General features: G+C 64.4%; 12 protein-coding genes. 1 reads left to right on the top strand and 11 read right to left on the bottom strand.

The features are described from left to right. Window positions 1-187 precede the first annotated feature (187 nt). The 11 genes from ACYAS9_RS16530 to ACYAS9_RS16480 form a co-directional block, all read right to left on the bottom strand. Window positions 188-880: a response regulator gene (locus ACYAS9_RS16530; protein WP_463569350.1), complete on the bottom strand. Its 693-nt coding sequence runs from the start codon at window positions 878-880 to the stop codon at window positions 188-190. A gap of 64 nt (window positions 881-944) precedes the next feature. Beyond that, on the bottom strand, window positions 945-3,593 hold the full coding sequence (locus tag ACYAS9_RS16525) for a DUF4118 domain-containing protein (RefSeq protein WP_463569349.1): 2,649 nt from the start codon (window positions 3,591-3,593) through the stop codon (window positions 945-947). 19 nt (window positions 3,594-3,612) lie between these two features. Next, window positions 3,613-4,158 (bottom strand): potassium-transporting ATPase subunit KdpC, encoded by a 546-nt coding sequence (gene kdpC / locus ACYAS9_RS16520; RefSeq protein ID WP_463569348.1) that lies wholly within the window; start codon window positions 4,156-4,158, stop codon window positions 3,613-3,615. 68 nt (window positions 4,159-4,226) lie between these two features. Continuing rightward, the gene (kdpB, locus tag ACYAS9_RS16515) at window positions 4,227-6,296 is read right to left on the bottom strand and encodes a potassium-transporting ATPase subunit KdpB (protein WP_463569347.1); all 2,070 of its coding nucleotides are present in this window, start codon (window positions 6,294-6,296) and stop codon (window positions 4,227-4,229) included. 10 nt (window positions 6,297-6,306) lie between these two features. After that, a complete protein-coding gene (gene kdpA, locus ACYAS9_RS16510) occupies window positions 6,307-8,001 on the bottom strand; it encodes a potassium-transporting ATPase subunit KdpA (RefSeq protein ID WP_463569346.1) in 1,695 nt (564 codons plus the stop codon). Window positions 8,002-8,003: 2 nt separating this feature from the next. Then, the gene (kdpF, locus tag ACYAS9_RS16505) at window positions 8,004-8,099 is read right to left on the bottom strand and encodes a K(+)-transporting ATPase subunit F (RefSeq protein ID WP_463569345.1); all 96 of its coding nucleotides are present in this window, start codon (window positions 8,097-8,099) and stop codon (window positions 8,004-8,006) included. 263 nt (window positions 8,100-8,362) lie between these two features. After that, complete coding sequence (gene ggt / locus ACYAS9_RS16500; RefSeq protein WP_463569432.1) at window positions 8,363-10,087, bottom strand: gamma-glutamyltransferase; 1,725 nt, start codon at window positions 10,085-10,087, stop codon at window positions 8,363-8,365. A gap of 105 nt (window positions 10,088-10,192) precedes the next feature. Next, a complete protein-coding gene (locus ACYAS9_RS16495; protein ID WP_463569431.1) occupies window positions 10,193-11,503 on the bottom strand; it encodes an MFS transporter in 1,311 nt (436 codons plus the stop codon). 115 nt (window positions 11,504-11,618) lie between these two features. Next, window positions 11,619-12,245 carry an SMI1/KNR4 family protein gene (locus ACYAS9_RS16490; RefSeq protein WP_463569344.1) on the bottom strand — a complete coding sequence of 209 codons (627 nt, stop codon included), beginning with the start codon at window positions 12,243-12,245 and terminating at the stop codon, window positions 11,619-11,621. 55 nt (window positions 12,246-12,300) lie between these two features. After that, a complete protein-coding gene (locus ACYAS9_RS16485) occupies window positions 12,301-12,846 on the bottom strand; it encodes a cytochrome b (RefSeq protein WP_463569343.1) in 546 nt (181 codons plus the stop codon). Beyond that, window positions 12,843-13,913, bottom strand: a complete 1,071-nt coding sequence (locus ACYAS9_RS16480) for a catalase family peroxidase (protein WP_463569342.1) — start codon at window positions 13,911-13,913, stop codon at window positions 12,843-12,845. The genes ACYAS9_RS16485 and ACYAS9_RS16480 overlap by 4 nt, the downstream gene beginning before the upstream one ends. Before the next feature lie 243 nt (window positions 13,914-14,156). Here ACYAS9_RS16480 and ACYAS9_RS16475 point away from each other — a divergent pair, with 243 nt between their 5' ends. Continuing rightward, entirely contained in the window at window positions 14,157-14,843 is a 687-nt protein-coding gene (locus ACYAS9_RS16475) for a type 1 glutamine amidotransferase domain-containing protein (protein ID WP_463569341.1), read from the top strand. Window positions 14,844-15,029 lie beyond the last annotated feature (186 nt).

The following is a 15,029-nucleotide window of genomic DNA, read 5'->3' as shown; positions in this document are numbered from 1 at the left end:
GGTCGACGCTGGTCTGTGGGAAGCAGATGCGCAAGGCCTCATCGCCTGCAGAGCAGCCTCCCACAGCTTATGTGTCCAGCCTTGAGGAAGGGTCGACGCTGGTCTGTGGGAGGCAGCTTGCTGGCGATTGACCTCATGGTCGCCATGCCGCCCAGAGCAGAGCGCCTCTCGAAGGTCAGTGAAACCTCTAGTCCTGCGCCGCCAGGCGATAGCCCACGCCGGCTTCGGTGATGATGAATCGTGGCGCCGTCGGGTCGTCGGCGAGTTTCTGACGCAGATGGCCGATGACGATGCGCAAATAGTGGCTGTCGTGGGTGTGGGTCGGGCCCCAGATTTCGCGCAGCAGGTGTTGCTGGGTGATGACCCGGCCGGGGTAGCGCGCCAGTTGCGCCAGCACCGCGTATTCCTTGCGGGTCAGGGCCACGTCCGTGCCGTCGAGCTGCACCCGGCGGGCGGCCAGGTCGATACTCAGCGGACCCAGTTGCAGCGCCGCTTGCGCTTGCTGGCCTTCAGGGGCCTGGCGCAGCAGGGCACGCACCCGTGCCAGGAATTCCTGAATGCCGAACGGTTTGGTCACGTAGTCGTTGGCGCCGGCGTCCAGTGCCTGGACTTTCTGTGCTTCGCTGGCGCGCACCGACAGCACCATCACCGGCACGCGCAGCCATTCGCGCAGGTCGCGCAGCACCTGCTGGCCGTCCATGTCCGGCAGGCCCAGGTCGAGCACGATCAGGTCCGGGCGATTCAGCGCCGCCTGGTTCAGGCCTTCGGCGCCGTCGGCCGCTTCCAGCACCTTGTAGCCCTGCGAGGCGAGGCTGATGCGCAGGAATTTGCGGATCTGCGGTTCATCGTCGATGACCAGAATGGTCGAGGTCTGGCTCATGATTGCCTTGCGCCTTGCATGCCGAAACAGGCTGCCAGCCTAACGTAAACCTGCCAGCGAGCCATCATTCGATCTCCAGCGGTGGCTGGGTCGGCAACGGCAGGTGCAGGGTCATGCAGGTGCCTTTGCCTTCGCGACCCGACGTCACGCTGACCCGGCCGCCATGCGCACCGACCATGCCCTGACAGATCGCCAGGCCCAGCCCTGTGCCCTGCCCGCCGCGATCGCCACGGGCGGCGGTGTAGAACATGTCGAAAATCTTGCTGCGCTCGGCCTCGGGAATGCCCGGGCCCTGATCGCTGACGGCAAAGCACAGCGCGCCCTCATGCACAGAGGCATCGACCTCCAGCAACGCGCCGGCAGGCGAAAAGCGCGCGGCATTTTCCAGCACATTGACCAGTGCCTGCTCGATCAGCGCGGCGTGCACGTACAGCAGCGGCAACTCATCCGCCACCTGCACGCGCACCTGCAACGGCGCGAGCACCGCACGCAGGCGGTTCAACGCGCTGCCGACAATGTCGGCCGGCGCCACCCAGTCGCGGGCCAGTTTCAGCGCGCCATGCCCCAGCCGGGTCATGTCCAGCAGGTTCTGGATATAGCGGTCCAGGCGCTCGGCCTCGTCGCGTGTGCCTTCGAGCAATTCATAGCGGTCGGCAACCGGAATGGCCTCACCGAGGGCCAGCAGGCTGTCGATGCTGCCGCGCATCGCCGTCAGCGGCGTGCGCAAATCATGGGACACCGAGGCCAGCAAGGCACTGCGCAGTTGTTCGGTTTCACCCTGCAAGCGCGCTGCCTCCAGGTCCTGAGCCAGTTGCGCACGGGCCAGCGCCTGAGCCAGCGGCTGGCTGAGGGCGCTGAGCAAACGCCGCTGTTGGGCGCTGAAGGCATGGCCTTCTTGCGGGCACACGCCCAGCAACGCCAGCGGCCCGTCTTCGGCCGACACCGGCCACCACCACCAGCGCCCGGACGGCAAGGTGCCGGTGCCATGCCCGGCCGGCTGGTCGTGTTGCCAGGCCCAATCGGCCGCCACGCGCTCGGCTTCGCTGAAGGTCAGCGGCCCCCCGATTTCCACTTGCCAGCCGGCCTCGGCATCACGGCCCAACAGGCACAACTGCAGGCCGGGCCAGCCGCTCAGATGCTGTTCGGCGGCGCGCAGCACCGCTTGCCGGTCGGTGGCGGCGGTGAGCTTGCGCGACAGGTCGAGCAAGGCGCTGGTTTCCTCCTGCGTACCGCGCAGGGCATTGAACTGCCGACGCTGGCGGCTGGCGAGCTGGCCGGTCAGGGCCGCCATCAGCAGGAAGAACACCAGGGTCAGCACATCTTCTTCGCGTTGAATGCTCAACGAGAAACTGGGCGCGATAAACAAGAAGTCATAGGCCAGAAACGACAGCACCGCACACACCAGCGCCGGGCCCATGCTGCTGCGCACCGCCACCAGCAGCACGGCCATCAGAAAAATCAGCGAGATATTGGGCAGCTCGAGCAGCCCGGCAATGCCCCAGGCCACACCACTGGCCAGCGCCGTGGCCAGCACCGCCAGTGCATAGTCGAAGCGTTTGGCCGGATAACGCAACGCGCGGCGTGGCGGCGGCGGCACGCTGTCATTGTCGAACACGCTGATTTCCAGCCCGTGCGCCTCGCGCAGCAAACGCCCGGCCACGCCGGCGCCAAACAGCCGACGCCGCCAGCGATGCCGCGACTGGCCGACCATCACCACGCTGGCGCGGCGCTGGCTGGCGTGCTGCAACAGGGTGCGCGCCACCTCGCCGGCGCGCAGGCTGACCACCTCGCCGCCCAGGCGCTCGGCCAGTTGCTGCGCGCTTTGCAGGTAACTGCGGCCCTGCTCGTCGAGCGGCTGGCCTGCATCGACATGCACCAGGCTCCAGGGCAAATGCCGCCGTTGGGCGACGCGGCTGGCATGGCGCACCAGTTGTTCGGCCTGGGCATCGCCGTCGACGCCGACCAGCAAGCGCCCACGCAAGGCCGGCGCCGTCTGGCCGCGCTGGCGGTAGCCTTGCGCCAGATCGTTGTCGACCTGGGCGGCGGCGGTCTGCATCGCCAGCTCGCGCAGGGCGCTGAGGTTGGTCTGGCTGAAAAAGGCATCGATGGCCGCCCGCGCCTGCTCCGGCACATAGACCTTGCCGTCGCGCAGCCGCTCCAGCAACTCGCGCGGCGGCAGGTCGATCAGCACCAGCTCGAAGGCTTCCTGCAACACCCAGTCGGGCAGGGTTTCACGCACCTGCACGCCGGTGATGCCACGAATCTGGTCATTGAGGCTTTCCAGGTGCTGGACGTTGACCGTGGTGTAAACGTCGATGCCCGCCGCCAGCAGTTCCTGAACGTCCTGCCAGCGTTTGGCGTGACGGCTGCCGGGCGCGTTGCTGTGCGCCAGCTCGTCGACCAGTGCCAGCGCCGGTGCCGCCTGCAACAGGCCGTCGAGGTCCATTTCTTCCAGGGTCATGTCGCGGTACTGCGAGCGGCGCATCGGCAGCTGCGGCACGCCGGCCAGCAGCGCCTCGGTTTCAGCCCGGCCATGGGTCTGCACCACGCCGGCCAGCACATTGACGCCCTGGCGCAACTGGCTGTGCGCGGCTTGCAGCATGGCGTAGGTCTTGCCGACGCCGGGGGCGGCACCGAGAAAGACTTTCAAACGGCCCCGGCCTGCGCGGGGCAGTTGGGCCAGGAGGGCATCGGCTAGACCTGGGTTGCTCACGTTCTGGGGCGCTCTCGGGTTATAGAGTGTTAAGGCTGCGATTCAAGGCCAGCACATTGACCACTGGCGGCCCGAACAACGGACGTTCGGTGTGCGCGGCGATCAGCGCCCTGACCTGCTCGACCGGCACCTTGCGCGCGCCGGCGATGCGTGCAGCCTGCCAGTCGGCGGCCTGTGGCGGCAAGTGCGGGTCAAGGCCGCTGCCGGAGGTGGTCAGCAGCGCCAGCGGCACAACGCCCTGCCCGGCCTGCGCCAGACGGGCGGCGTCTTCGCCAACGCGCTGCGCCAGTGCCGGGTTGCCGGGCGCCAGATTGCTCGCGCCACTGGCCACCGTGGCATACGCGGCCGCCGAAGGGCGTGGCTGAAACCACTGCTCGCCGTTCAAGGGCTGAGCGATCAGTTGCGAGCCACGGACCTGGCCGTCGGCGTCGCGGATCAGGCTGCCATTGGCCTGATCGTTAAAGGCCAGTTGCGCCACACCGGTGACCGCCAGCGGGTAAGCCACGCCGGTGATCAGGGTCAACAGCGTCAGCAAGGTCAGGGCCGGGCGTAAGGTAGAAAACATCAGTCAATCCTCTGGATCGTTCGGGTACATCACGGTTTACGCGGGCCTGCGGGATCGGCGAAAAGCCGTCACACCAGGCCCAGGCCAACGAGCATCAGGTCAATCGCCTTGATCCCCACAAACGGCACCACCAGGCCGCCGACGCCATAGATCAGCAGGTTGCGGCGCAGCAGGTGCGCGGCGCTGGCGGCCTGGACCTTGACCCCGCGCAGGGCCAGCGGAATCAGCACCACGATGATCAGCGCGTTGAACACGATCGCCGAGACAATCGCGCTTTGCGGGCTGGCCAGTTGCATCAGGTTCAAGGCGCCGAGTTGCGGATGGATCGAGGCGAACAGCGCCGGCAGCACGGCAAAATATTTGGCCACGTCGTTGGCAATGGAAAACGTTGTCAGCGCGCCACGGGTGACCAGCAATTCCTTGCCGACCTGCACCACGTCCAGCAGCTTGGTCGGGTCGCTGTCCAGATCGACCATGTTGGCCGCTTCGCGGGCAGCCTGTGTACCGTCGTTCATGGCCACGCCGACATCGGCCTGGGCCAGCGCCGGGGCGTCGTTGGCGCCGTCGCCGCACATGGCGACCAGCCGGCCCTGGCCTTGCTCGAAGCGGATGCGCTCCAGCTTTTTCTCCGGCGTCGCTTCGGCCAGCACATCGTCGACCCCGGCTTCAGCGGCAATCGCCGCCGCCGTCAGCGGGTTATCGCCGGTGACCATCACCGTGCGGATGCCCAGTTTGCGCAGCTCTTCAAAGCGCTCGCGAATCCCCGGCTTGACCACGTCCTTGAGCTGGATCGCGCCCAGCAGCCGGCCTTCGCCAGACACCAGCAGCGGTGTGCCGCCGGATTTGGCGATGCGTTCGATTTCGCGCTGCAGCGGCGCGGGCAGGTCTTCACGGCTCAGGCCGATAAACGCCAGCAGCGAATCCACCGCGCCCTTGCGGTACACCCGGCCCTGATAGTCGACGCCCGACAGCCGCGTCTCGGCGCTGAACGGCACGCCGGTCACCGCGCTCAGTGCAGGCTCCTGAAACGGGTGCAGGTTGCGCAGGTACTCGACGATGGATTTACCCTCGGCGGTGTCGTCGGTCAGCGAGGCCAGCAAGGCGCCCTCGCTCAATTGCTGCGCGCTGATACCGGGCGCGGCGTAGAGGCCGGCGCAGCGGCGGTTGCCGAACGTGATGGTGCCGGTCTTGTCGAGCAGCAGCACGTGCACATCCCCCGCCGCTTCCACCGCGCGGCCCGAGCGGGCAATCACATTCAGGCGCACCAGGCGGTCCATGCCGGCAATGCCGATGGCCGACAGCAGCCCGCCGATGGTGGTCGGAATCAGGGTCACCAGCAGCGCCACCAGAAACACCAGCGGCAGGCTGCCACCGGCGAAGCGGGCAAACGGCTGCAAGGTGATGACCACCAGCAAGAAGATCAGGGTCAGGCCGATCAACAGGATGTCCAGCGCCACCTCATTAGGGGTTTTCTGGCGCTTGGCGCCTTCGACCAGCGCGATCATCCGGTCCAGGGTCGACTCGCCGGGGTTGCTGCCGATGCGCACCAGCAGCCAGTCGGACACCAGCCGCGTGTTGCCGGTGACCGCCGAACGGTCGCCGCCGGACTCGCGGATCACCGGCGCCGATTCACCGGTAATCGCCGCCTCGTTGACCGCCGCGATGCCGGCGATGACTTCGCCGTCGCCGGGGATCATTTCACCGGCCTCGACGCGCACTACGTCGCCCTTGCGCAAGGCCGTGGCGTCGACCACGCGAAACGTGCCATCGGCGTCACGCAGGCGCGCTTTCAGGCCTTCACTGCCGGCCTTGAGGCTGTCGGCGCGGGCCTTGCCACGGCCTTCGGCCAGCGCCTCGGCAAAGTTGGCGAACAACACGGTAAACCACAACCACAACGCGATCTGCACGGCGATGCCGGTCGGCACCCGCGGGTCGGGGATCACGCACAGCACGGTGGTCAGAATGGCGGTCAGTTCGACCACCAGCATCACCGGCGAACGCACCAGTTGCCGTGGGTCCAGCTTGATGAACGCCTGCAGCAGCGCCGGGCGCCACAGTGCTGCAAAACGGGTCGAAGCCTGAGCAGGCGTGGCGTCAGCGCCGGCCTGCGCGGGTGTATCGGTTACGGGCATGTTCATGATCGGCTCCTTAAAAACCCAGGCTCAGATGATCGGCAATCGGCCCCAGGGCCAGGGTTGGCAGAAAGGTCAGGCCGCCCACCAGCACGATGGTCACGGTCAACAAGGCGACAAACAGCGGGCCATGCGTCGGGAAGCTGTCGCTGCCTTGCGGCGCGGCGTGCTTGCTCGCAAGACTCCCGGCCAGGGCCAGCACGGGCAGGATGTAGCCGAAGCGCCCGAGCAACATCGCCAGGCTCAGCATCAGGTTATGAAACGGCGTGTTGGCGGCAAAACCGCCGAACGCCGAGCCGTTGTTGGCCGTGGCCGAGGTGTAGGCGTACAGCAACTGGCTGAAGCCATGCGCGCCGGGGTTGCTGACCGAGGCCACCGGGCCCGGCAGGCTGGCGGCGATGGCGCCGAGCACCAGCACGCCCAGCGGCATCACCAGCAAGGTCGCGACCAGCAGCTTGACCTCGCGGGCCTGGAGTTTCTTGCCCAGGTATTCCGGGGTGCGGCCGATCATCAGGCCTGCGAGAAACACCGCGATCAGCACGTTAAGCAGCATGCCGTTGAGGCCCACGCCGACGCCGCCGAAGATCACCTCGCCGACCATCATGTTGACCAGCGCGATCATGCCGGTCAGCGGGTTAAGGCTGTCGTGCATGCCGTTCACAGAGCCGTTGGAGGCCGCCGTGGTGGCCACTGCCCACAGCGTGGTGCCGGTCACGCCGAAGCGCGCTTCCTTGCCCTCCAGCGAAGCGGTCTGCTCGACACCGGCGATGGCCAGCGTCGGATTCGGTGCGTACTCGGCCCACAACGCCAGCCCGGCGCCGAGGCTCAGCAGCAACAGCATGCAGCCCAGAATCGCCCGGCTCTGGCGCAGGTCCTTGACGTAGTGACCGAAGCTGAACACCAGGGCGGCCGGAATCAGCAGGATCGCCACCAGCTCCAGCAGGTTGCTGAGCGCCGTGGGGTTTTCGAACGGGTGCGCCGAGTTGACGCCAAAGAAGCCGCCGCCATTGGTGCCCAGTTGCTTGATCGCAATCTGACTGGCCGCAGGGCCCATCGGCAGGCTTTGCGGGTCGCCTTGCAGGGTCAGCGCATCGACGTAGTGGGCAAAATTTTGCGGTACGCCCTGCCATACCAGTAACAGCGCCAGCACGATGCACACCGGCAGCAGGCCGTAGAGCGTGGCGCGGGTCAGGTCGACCCAGAAGTTGCCCAGTTGCGTGGTCGAACGCCGGGCAATGCCACGGCACAGGACCGCCAGCACGGCGATGCCGGTGGCGGCACTGACGAAGTTCTGCACGGTGAGGCCGAGCATCTGGCTCAGGTAACTCAGCGAGGCTTCGCCGCTGTAGGCCTGCCAGTTGGTGTTGGTGACGAAGCTGACGGCGGTGTTGAACGCCAGCGTCCATTCCAGACCCGGCAATTGCTGCGGGTTAAGCGGCAGCACGCCTTGCAGCATCAACAAGGCGAACAGCAGCACGAAACCGGCCAGATTGAAGGCCAGCAGCGCCACGGCGTAGGTTTTCCAGCTGTGCCCGGCCTGCGGATCGACACCGCTCAGGCGATAACACCCGCGCTCGACCGGCCCCAGCAATGGCGTCAGCCAGGTGCGCTCGCCCTCCATCACCCGGTACCAGAAACGCCCCAGCAACGGCGCGCCGCCCAGCAACAACAGGGCAAAGGCGCCTATCAACAGAAAGTCATGAATGTTCATGCTCACTCCTGTTGGTGATCGGCGCGCAACAGCGCAACCAACAGGTAAATGAACAGCCCGATACCGAGCAACAGTGACACCCCATCCAGCACGCTCATTGAAATCCCCTAGCTGATCAGATCAGTACGGCGACCGCCGTGTGTCAGGGATTGTCAGCAAGATGGGCGTAAAGGAACGAGAGCACGAGTGCGGCTCTCGCATAAAGAAAGTGTAAAAGATCAATAATCTGTATGTGGGCCCTTGTAGGAGCGCGCTTGCCCGCGACCGAGTGCGCAGCGCTCGCAAAATTTCGGAAACGCTGAGAATTTACGACTGCTAACGCAGCCGGTCGCGGGCAAGCGCGCTCCTACTGGGGGTAAGTTCAGTAACCGAGTGACAATCCGGTGTTGCGCCGTGGGTCGTTGGCGCCGTAGTACTTGTTATTGCCCACCGGTGTGCCGTTCAGCGCAGGCGCGCCGACCAGAATCGCGGCCAGGTGGTTGGGGTCTTGCGGGCCTGCAAATTTATGCCCCCAGCCTTCGAGGATTTTGCGCGTGTCGGGGCTTACGGCGAAGTTTTCCAGGTTGGTTTCCTCAGGCAGCCATTGCTGATGGAATTTCGGCGCGTCCACCGCTTCCTGAATGTTCATGCCGTAGTCGATGACATTGAGCATGGTCAGCAAGGTCGCGGTAATGATCCGGCTGCCGCCCGGCGTGCCGAGCACCATCACGGTCTTGCCATCCTTGGTGACGATGGTCGGGCTCATCGACGAAAGCGGCGCCTTGCCGGGCGCGATGGCGTTGGCTTCGCCCTGCACCAGGCCATACATGTTGGGCACGCCGACCTTGACGGTGAAGTCGTCCATCTCGTCGTTGAGGATAACGCCGGTCTTGCTGGCCATGACCCCGGCACCGAACCAGTCGTTGAGGGTGTAAGTCACCGACACCGCGTTGCCCCATTTGTCGACGATCGAATAATGCGTGGTGTTGTTGCCTTCATGCGGTGCGATGCCCGGCGCCAGGTCCTTGGAAATCGCCGCCTTTTGCGGGTCGATGGCCTCGCGCAGTCTGGCTGCGTATTTTTTGTCCAGCAGATGCTCGACCGGGTTTTTCACGAAATCCGGGTCACCCAGGTAACTGTTGCGGTCGACATAGGCGTGACGCATCGCCTCGATCTGATAATGCGTGCCCTGGGCCGAACGGAAGCCCAGGTCCTGCATCGGATAGCCTTCGAGAATGTTCAGAATCTGGCAGATCACCACACCGCCCGAGCTGGGCGGCGGCGCGGAAACCACGTGGTAGCCACGGTAATCGCACTCAACCGGCGCCAGCTCGCGGGTCTTGTAGCGATCAAGGTCGGCCTGGACGATGATGCCCTTGCCGGCCTTGCTGGAACTGACAATGGCATCGGCCACCCAGCCCTTGTAGAAACCGTCCTGACCCTTGCTGGAGATCTCGCGCAGGGTCCTGGCCAGGTCCTTCTGCACCAGCTTCTGGCCGACCTGCATCGGCTTGCCGTCCGAGAGAAAGATCGAGCCTGAGTCCTTCATGTCCTTCTTGAAGTCTTCGGTGGCGGTCCACAGCAAGTCGACGTCGCCCTGCTCCAGCACAAAGCCTTCTTCAGCCAGCTTGACCGCCGGCGCAATCAGCTCGGCGCGGGGTTTGCTGCCGTACTTTTCACGCGCGTATTCCATGCCCGACACCGTGCCCGGCACACCGACCGCCAGGTGCCCGCGCGAGCTGAGCCCGGGGATCACGTTGCCGTCCTTGTCCAGGTACATGTCGGCGGTGGCGGCCAACGGGGCTTTTTCGCGGAAATCGAGAAAGGTCTTCTTGCCGTCCGCCATCTGCACGGTCATGAAGCCGCCACCGCCCAGATTACCGGCAGCCGGGTAAACCACCGCCAGCGCGTAACCCACCGCCACGGCGGCATCCACCGCATTGCCGCCGGCCTTGAGCACATCGACGCCGACGTGGCTGGCCAGGTGCTGAGCGGTGACCACCATGCCGTTTTCGGCAGCGACCGGCGCGGTTGAGGCGGCGAGAATAAAGGGGCTTTCTGTCAGTGCGAAGGAAACTACAAAAAATGCAGTCAAGGTGCGGTACATCATGGGCGAGTCATCCTTGTCCAAGGTCTGATTGTTCTTGTTCTGCTGCCCCACTGTCCGTGGCCAGCCTTGCAAAAGCATAGCGGCAAATTGCATACAAGCTGATCACGCAGGCGCTTGCATAATCTCCTTGCTGGCAGAGATGCCCGAGGTTTCCGGCATCAGCAGCAGGTACAGCACAAACCCGACTCCTGCCACCGCCGCCAGGGTCAGAAAGGCATGGGCGTAGCTGAACTGCACAATGATCACCCCGGCGACCGTGGCGCTGATCGATGCGCCCACGCCTTGCGCCGTCGCAATCGCGCCCTGGCTGATATTGAAACGGCCCGTGCCGCGGGTGAGGTCGGCCACGACCACCGGGATCAGCGCGCCATAAATACCGGCACCGATGCCGTCCAGGCATTGCACCGCGACCAGGTAATACGGGTTATCGGAAAAGGTGTAGAGCACGCCGCGAATCGCCAGCACTGCGAACGCCAGCAGGAAGATCGGCTTGCGCCCGAAGCGGTCGGCCGTCCGGCCCACCACAATGGCCACCGGCACCATCACGCACTGGGCCGCGACGATGCACAGCGCAACCAGCGAGGTGGCGCTGTCCTTGCCGACGATGTGGGTGAGTTGCTGGCCGATCGAGGTCAGCATCGCTGCGTTGGCCAAGTGAAAGATCGCCGCCAGCAGCGCCAGCAGCATCAGGTGCCGGTTCGACAGCAACACCTTCCAGGCCGACACCGGAGGGTGTTGGGGATCATGCGCTGTGCCCTCTTCCAGCCCACGCGCCAGATCGTTGTCGATCTCGTGCGCGGGCACGCGCCACAAGGCCGCGATCGAGGCGACCGCCATCACCGCCATCAGCCAGAACACCACCATCGGCCCGAACGCATAGCCCAGCATGGCCGCCAGTGCGGCCGAAAACGCATTGCCGGCATGGTTGAAGCCTTCGTTGCGACCGATGTGCCGGGTGAAGGCCGCAGGGCCGACGATGCCCAAGGTAATGGCCGCCAGCGCCGGGGCAAAGATCGCCGCCGCCACCTGCGCCATGGACTGGGTGAGCGCCACGGCATAGAAGTTGGAAATCAGCGGCAGCACCAGGCAGCACAGCGTGACCACCAGTGCCGCGATACCGATCATTGCGCGTTTGTTGCGCGTGCGGTCGATCAGCGCGCCCATCGGTGTTTGCGCCAGCAACCCGGCAAGGCCTGCCAGGGTCATGACGAAACCGACAGTGGCCTCGTTCCAGCCTTCACCCGGACCGCGCACCGCAATCAGGTAAATGGCCAGATACGGTCCCAGGCCGTCGCGCACATCGGCCAGGGTGAAGTTGAGTGCGTCCAGACCGCGGCGGGTGCGCCGTGAGGGCTCACCGCGCGTGGCGGCGACAGAAGAAGGAATGGCTGACATGGAAAGCTTCCAGGCAATGGAGTGAAAACTCCCCTTGCCCAGCGGCGCCAGCAAAGGTTACGAAATATGACCAAGGCCAATCGGCGCAGTGCGGGTGTCGGCGCAAAGAAATATTGCGTTCCCGCCTACCCGCTCAATACATCCACTTCTGCACGATCTCATCGCCCAGGTGCTCGCGCAGCAGGTCTTCATTGTCTTCTTCGCCATGGGCTTCGAGCAGGCACTTGAACATCAACACATCGAGGTACTGACCCACGTCGGTGAAGATTTGCGTGAGCATGGGCGCGTCGTCGTGATCGAAGTACCAGACCTCACCGGTTTCGCGGTGAAAACACCACAGGTTGCCGTTGCCCAGATAGTCGCCGAAAGCGATCAAGGCGTTGACCAGCGCCCATTGCTGATCGGCATCGGGGGCATCTTCAAGAATGTCGGTAATGCCGGGATAGGCCTCACGCAGCGGCTCGATGCTGGCGTATTTGGCCGGCGTCACGCTGCACAGCGTCTCGGCCAGGTTCAGTGTGCCTATGTGCTCGTGATAGGTGCGAAGCAACGGCGGCAGCGAACATCCCAGCCGCTGTTCGAGTGCCTCCAGCGCCTGAGTACTGACCGGGCTGAGGGGATCGGGTTTTTCCCACAGCGAGAGATAGGCCTGCACGCAAGAACGCCACCACTCCAGTCGTGCGTTGTCATCGGTAAATTGCGGCCAGGCCAGGGGCGGAAGTTCGCTGGCAAGCTCCGGTGTATCGTTGGTTGTATTCATTTGAAACCCATCAATTCAAAGCGCTACCCATTCGAGACGCTATCGATTCAAAACACTATCGACGCCAGGTCATCGTCGAAAACACGCCATCGCGGTACACCCAGGCATGCAGCAGTGCCGCCGACAAATGCGCCAGCACGGTGGCAAACAGGGTCCAGGCCAGCAGGCCGTGGGCATCGCGCAGCCAGGCATAGGCTTGCGGGCTGGCCGGCACGATGGCGGGCAGGTTCCAGCCGCTGAACACCGTGACCGGATAACCACCGGCCGACAGCAGCGCCCAGCCAAGTACCGGCAGTGTCAGCATCAGGGCATAAAGCATAACGTGCGAGGCCTTGGCCAGGAACGCCTGCCAGCCCGGCACGCTGGCCGGCAACGGTGGCGGCTTGTGGGTCAGGCGATTGATCAGGCGCACCAGCGCCAGCAGCAGAATCGCCAGGCCCAGCGGACGGTGCAGGTCGATCAGGAAAATCCGGTGGTGCACCGAACTGACCATGCCGACGCCGATAAACAGCATGGCCAGAATCATGAATGCCATCAGCCAGTGCAGCACGCGCGCCAGGGTATTGAAGTGGCGTGGCGATTGTTCAGTGGACGGCTTCATGGCGCGCTCCTTTTTTCGGCCGGATTGCCGACTGCATCCGTGGCTTTGCCATAACCGATCTCCCGTTCGCGCGCATTGAACGAGCGTGAATAGGCGGCCGAGCGGGCAACAAGAATCGGGTCGTTGGACAGGTCGACGCCGACCGGCACGATGGTCGGGTCAAAATTGATGTCTCGGCAGGCGCCGGTGGCCTGATCGGCAACCTGGGTGACTTCCAGCGTGCCGGCTACCACTTGCTGGCGGTCGGCGGGCCATGGCTGCGACGGGTCATCGACCGGGTCACCGGGCTGCGCCACTTGCATGACAAAGTCCCAGTACAGCGGCTTGTCGGCCAGCTTGTTTTTCAGGTCCTGGAACAGAAAGTCCTGGCCGGCCTGTGCGCTGCGCTCGACAAAGGCGTCGTGCGCGCGCATGTGCCAGCGCACCGGCACGCGCTTGCCCTGCTCCGAGGTCAGGATAAAGGCGTTGATGCCGTGGAAATCCACCCCGGAATAACTGCCCGGTGCCGGTGCCGCCTTGGCGCGGTCGAGAAACTTCTGCGCCTCGGGGTACTGCTGCAGAAACTGCGCAACCTGCTCAGGAACCGGCTTGCCGGTGGCCGGATCGGGCGCCATGGCTTTTTGCAGGGCCAGAAAGCCTTCGGCGTCATGGGTGGCGAAGTACGGCTGGTTGTTCATCGCCATGCGCCACTGCTGGTGATCGTCGGTGGTCATCAACAGCGCCATGCTGATGGTCTTGGTCGAGTCATCTCCGGCAAACGGGCTGCCAGCCCCTACCGAGAAGCGCCCCACGATGGGTGTTTGCGGCTGCGCAAAGGCTCGCGCCTTCGACAGTGCCCGGCCTTCTTCGGTCGGACGAAAGGTCGCGGCAAAGCACAGGCCCTTGCCATGCGCACGACGAAAGCCTGGCGGGAAGGTCGGGGATGCATTGACGAACGCTTTGCTGGTGACCCGCTCGCCGATCCAGCCCGCGCTCCAGGCAAAGGCCAGCGCCAGGGAGCCGGCAATAACGCCGATGACCGCTAGCGGCCACCATCGGCGGATTAAGGCGTACTGTGTTTTCGACATGGGATGAACAATTCCGGATAAGGGTTGCCGCACACCGAGTACGGCATCAGTTTGAGATCACAGGCTGATAACGCTAGTTCAATACACCGGCACGCCTGAACCTTGACTGATCGGCGTGCTGATTCAGCCGACAAACAGAGTTTTTTGGAAACTTGAGCGCTCAGGCGACTCAAACAGACATCAAGGCCGCTTTACGCTTGAGCAGACACTCACGGAATGCCCACCCACACGAGGCAATTTGCAATGAAAGTACTGATGGTTCTGACCTCCCACGATCAACTCGGCGACACCGGCAAGAAAACCGGCTTCTGGCTGGAGGAGTTCGCGGCACCCTACTACGTGTTCAAGGATGCCGGTGCGCAGGTGGTGCTGGCTTCACCGGCCGGCGGTCAGCCGCCGCTGGACCCGAAAAGCGATGAGCCTGATGCGCAGACCGAAGCGACGCATCGCTTCAAGGCCGACGGCGCCGCCCAGGACGCGCTGGCCAGCACGGTGAAACTCGACACGGTCAAGGTCGAGGACTTCGACACCGTGTTTTATCCCGGTGGTCATGGCCCGCTGTGGGATCTGGCCGAGTCGCAGACCTCGATCGGCCTGATCGAAAGCTTCCTGCGCACCGGCAAGCCGATCGGTTTTGTCTGCCACGCGCCTGGCGTGCTGCGCCATGTCAAAACCTTCGATGGCGCGCTATTGATCGAAGGCCGTCGGGTGACCGGCTTTACCAACAGTGAAGAAGAGGCCGTCGGCCTGACCGATGTGGTGCCGTTTCTGATCGAGGATGAATTCAAGAAGGCCGGCGCGCTGTATGAGAAAGGCCCGGACTGGGGCGTGTTCGTGGTCGAGGATGATCGGCTGGTTACCGGGCAGAACCCGGCCAGTTCAGAGGCGGTGGCCGAGAAGCTGATCGAGCTGGTCAAGGAATATCGCTAAAGCGTGTGCCGTCGTAGGGGCCAGCCGGATCGCTATCTGTTGTCGAATGGACTTGCGGTGATGGGCTGTTAGAGGGGTTCCGGCCCTCTTCGGGCCGGGTTACTTTGTCATGGCAAAGTAACCAAACCGTTTGCTCCTGGCTGGGCCCCTTCGGGGTACCCTCACTCCGGCGCCACTCCATCGGGC

This window comes from Pseudomonas sp. HP_08 (assembly GCF_055284095.1).
Note: the sequence above shows the minus strand (reverse complement) of the source record. Positions and strands in the feature narration are given on the sequence as shown.